At 65.1% G+C, this 4252-nt stretch carries 3 protein-coding genes and 1 tRNA gene; all 4 read right to left on the reverse strand.

What is annotated here, in order from left to right; genetic code table 11:
• Positions 1–192 precede the first annotated feature (192 nt).
• Positions 193–266: transfer RNA gene (locus tag M7H19_RS12060), tRNA-Ile, on the reverse strand.
• 51 nt (positions 267–317) lie between these two features.
• A complete protein-coding gene (locus tag M7H19_RS12065; protein WP_298180877.1) occupies positions 318–1082 on the reverse strand; it encodes a DUF3566 domain-containing protein in 765 nt (254 codons plus the stop codon).
• 31 nt (positions 1083–1113) lie between these two features.
• Complete coding sequence (gyrA, locus tag M7H19_RS12070; protein WP_298180878.1) at positions 1114–3639, reverse strand: DNA gyrase subunit A; 2526 nt, start codon at positions 3637–3639, stop codon at positions 1114–1116.
• Between the two features lie 54 nt (positions 3640–3693).
• Positions 3694–4252, reverse strand: a 559-nt coding sequence (locus M7H19_RS12075) for a toprim domain-containing protein (RefSeq protein WP_298180879.1), incomplete at its 5' end; no start/stop codon positions are given.

A 4252-nucleotide genomic window follows, 5' to 3' on the forward strand; every position in this document is an offset into this window, starting at 1 on the left:
TCTCATCCCTGACGGGAACCGGTAACGACGGCGACCGGCGGCTCGAGGTTTCCTGTTCAGCCCGGACGAGGACTTCGCGAATGGTCGGCGCGATCGAGTGAGGAGCAGAAGGGCAACGACCGGTCCCGATCGCTTCCCGACAAAAAATCAGGGGCGGACTCCCCGTTTCCGGGAGACCGCCCCTGATTCCTGTGGGCCCAGGAGGACTTGAACCTCCGACCTCTTCGTTATCAGCGAAGCGCTCTAACCGCCTGAGCTATGGGCCCTTGGGACACTGAACAGCTTACCTCAAGCGGATCAGCGTCCTTTCGCCGGGGTCACTCTCGTTCCGACAGCGTGAGCTCGAGACCGCCCGAGAGGCTGGCGCACACGTTGTAGATGAAAGCCCCGACCGTGGCCAGCGCCGAGATCAGAACGATGTTCACCGCGCCGATGATCGCGGCTGCGCCGAACACCGTGCCCGCCGTGATGAGCACGTCGCCGTCGACGGCGTCGTTGGCCACCAACGAGTCGTAGGTGCCGTTGATGCTGTCCCACACGCCCATGCCGTCGAGCACCGTGTACAGCACCCCGACGGCGACGAGCCAGATGAAGAACAGTGCCACGCCGAGCACCAGGGACAGCTTCAACACCGACCACGGGTCCACCCGCTTCACCTGCAGGTTCGCCCGTCGGGGCCCACGGCCGGGCCTGCGGAACGCGCTCAGCGACTGCGCGCCCGAACCGGCTTTCGCGGCACCACCCTGGGACGACCGGGGTGGCTGCGCCGACTGCGCTGCCCCTTGCTCACCGAACATCCGGTTGGCGGTCGTCCCTTGTCCGAGCACCGACTCATTACCACCGGGCATCTGCGGTGTCTGCGCGATCGCGCTCGACATCGTCGACGTCGATGTCGAGGACGACGAGGACGACGAGGACGACTCAGCGTTCACCGGGCCGGTGAACCACTGCGTGGCGCCCTCGTCACCATCCGATGTGCCCGCGGAACCGTCCTTGGCCACCCGCTGCCAGGGCGGGACCTCTCCCGTGGTGGTGTCCGCGCCACCGGGCTCGCGTCGTTCGGTGTTGTCAGGTGGTGTCACAAGCGGTCAGTCCCTTATTCCTCGCGGGCCTCTACTGTTGCTCGGATTCCGACACGGCCTCGCCTCCGGACTCAGCCTCCCCTTCCGGGACGTCCGACGGCCGGTCCGCGTTGCGTGCCACAGCCAGCAGAGTGTTCCCCTCATCGAGGTTGATCAACCGAACGCCCTTGGTCTGCCTACTCGCCTTGCGAACCTCGGCCGCCGGCGTCCTGATCACCCCACCGCTGGACGTGATGGCATACAACTCGTCGTCGGCCTCGACGATGAGCGCTGCCACAAGCCTGCCACGTTTTTCGTCGTGCTGAATGGTGAGCACACCTTTACCGCCCCGTCCCTGCACCGGATAGTCCTCGACGGCAGTGCGTTTGGCGTATCCGCCTTCGGTGGCCACCAGCAGGAACGTTCCCGGCTTGAGCACGTTGATGCTGAGCAGTTCGCCGCCCTCGTTGAACCGCATCCCCAGCACACCCGACGTGGCCCTGCCCATCGGGCGCAACGCCTCGTCGGTGGCGTGGAAGCGGATGGACTGACCGTCGGACGAAACCAGCAGCAGGTCGTCCTCGGCCGAGGCGAGCACGGCCCCCACCAGCTCGTCGCCCTCACGCAGGTTGATGCCAATGAGCCCGCCGGAACGTGGCGAGTCGAAGTCGGCGAGCCTCGACTTCTTCACCAGTCCCTTCTTCGTGCCCAGGATCAGGTACGGCGCCACCTCGTAGTTCGGGATCTGGATGACGCTCGCGATGTGCTCGTCCGGCTGGAACGCCAACAGGTTGGCCACGTGCTGACCGCGGGCGTTGCGGTTGGCCTCGGGCAGGTCGTACGCCTTCGCGCGGTACACCCGGCCCTTGTTGGTGAAGAACAGCACCCAATCGTGGGTCGAGCACACGAAGAAGTGCTCCACGATGTCGTCCTGTTTGAGCGTGGCTCCCTGCACGCCCTTGCCGCCGCGCTTCTGCGAGCGGTACAGGTCGGTCTTCGTGCGCTTCGCGTAACCGGTGCGGGTGATCGTGACGACGACGTCCTCTTCGGCGATCAGGTCCTCGATCGAGACATCCCCTTCGTACGGGATGATCTCCGTGCGCCTGTCGTCGCCGAACTTCTCGGTGATCTCCAACAACTCGGTGCGGACGATCTCCCGCTGCCGCTCCGGTTTGTCCAGAATATCCAGCAAGTCGGCGATCTTCGCTTCGAGCTCGGCCAGCTCGTCGAGGATCTTCTGCCGTTCCAGGGCGGCGAGCTTACGCAACTGCATGTCGAGGATGGCCGTGGCCTGGACCTCGTCGACGTCCAGCAGTTCCATCAGGCCGGTGCGCGCCTGCTCGGCGTTCGACGAACGACGGATCAACTCGATCACGGCATCGAGCTGGTCGAGCGCCTTGGCCAGTCCACGGAGGACGTGAGCGCGTTCCTCGGCCTTACGCAGCCGGTACCGGGTGCGGCGGACGATGACCTCGATCTGGTGCGCGACGTAGTGCCGCACCATCTGGTCGAGCCGGAGGGTGCGCGGCACCCCGTCCACCAGCGCGAGCATGTTGACGCCGAAGTTGTACTGCAGCTGGGTGTGCTTGTAGAGGTTGTTCAGCACCACCTTCGCCACCGCGTCACGCTTCAACGTGATCACGATGCGCATGCCGCCCCGGCTGTTGGTCTCGTCGGCGATGTCAGCGATGCCGGTGACCTTGCCGTCCCGCGCCAGCGACGCGATGTTTTCCACCAGGTTGTCCGGGTTCACCTGGTAGGGCAGCTCGGTGACGACGAGGGTGGTCCGCCCCTTGGCGTCCTCCTCGACCTCCACCACGGCACGCATCCGGATGGAGCCACGGCCCGTGCGGTAGGCGTCCGAGATGCCCTGGGTGCCGAGGATCTGACCACTCGTCGGGAAGTCGGGTCCCTTGATGCGCTGCATCAGGGCCGCGAGCGTCTCCTCCTCGTCGGCGTCCGGGTTGTCCAACGCCCAGATCACACCGTCGACGACCTCGCGCAGGTTGTGCGGCGGGATGTTGGTCGCCATGCCCACGGCGATCCCCGAACCACCGTTGACCAACAGGTTCGGGATACGGCTCGGAAGAACGTCGGGCTCCTGCGTACGCCCGTCGTAGTTGTCGGAGAAGTCGACCGTGTCTTCCTCGATGTCCCGCAGCATCTCCATCGCCAGCGGGGCGAGGCGCGCCTCGGTGTACCGCATGGCGGCCGCGGGGTCGTTCCCGGGCGAACCGAAGTTGCCCTGGCCGTCGATCAGCTGGTACCGCATCGACCACCGCTGGGCCAACCGCACCAGCGCGTCGTAGATCGCCAAGTCGCCGTGCGGGTGGTAATTACCCATCACGTCACCGACGACGCGGGAGCACTTGTTGTAGCCGCGGTCGGGGCGGAACCCGGAGTCGTACATCGAGTACAGGACACGGCGGTGCACCGGCTTCAGCCCGTCGCGCACATCCGGCAGAGCCCGCGACACAATCACGCTCATCGCGTAATTGATGTAGGAGTTCTGCATCTCCTGTTGGATGTCGACGGGCTCGACGCGGCCCCGGGAATTGGGCGGCAGAGTTTCGGTCACGACTCAGAAGTTCCTTTCACATGGTTGGACGTCGGTCACGCGAGCAGAACCACCTCAGACGTCCAGGAACTGCACACCCTTGGCGTTGCGGGTGATGAAAGAACGACGCGCTTCGACGTCCTCGCCCATCAGCACGGAGAACAGCTCGTCGGCCTGGGCGGCGTCATCGAGGCTGACCTGCAGCAACACACGGTTGCCGGGGTCCATGGTGGTTTCCCACAGCTCATCGGCGTTCATCTCGCCGAGCCCCTTGTACCGCTGGATACCGTCGTCCTTCGGCAGCTTCCTTCCGGCCTCGGCGCCGGCACGCAGCAGACCGTCACGCTCACGGTCGCTGTAGGCGTACTCGGGCTCCATGCGCGGCCATTTGATCTTGTAGAGAGGTGGTTGGGCCAGATAGACGTGGCCCTGCTCCACCAGCGGACGCATGAACCGGAACAACAACGTCAACAGCAGCGTCCGGATGTGCTGACCGTCGACGTCGGCGTCGGCCATGATCACGATCTTGTGGTAGCGCAGCTTCGAGATGTCGAAGTCGTCGTGGATACCGGTGCCCAGCGCGGTGATGAGCGACTGGACCTCCTGGTTCTTCAACACCTTGTCGATGCGCGCC

Source organism: Saccharomonospora sp. (assembly GCF_027317685.1).
Classification (GTDB): Bacteria; Actinomycetota; Actinomycetes; order Mycobacteriales; family Pseudonocardiaceae; genus Saccharomonospora.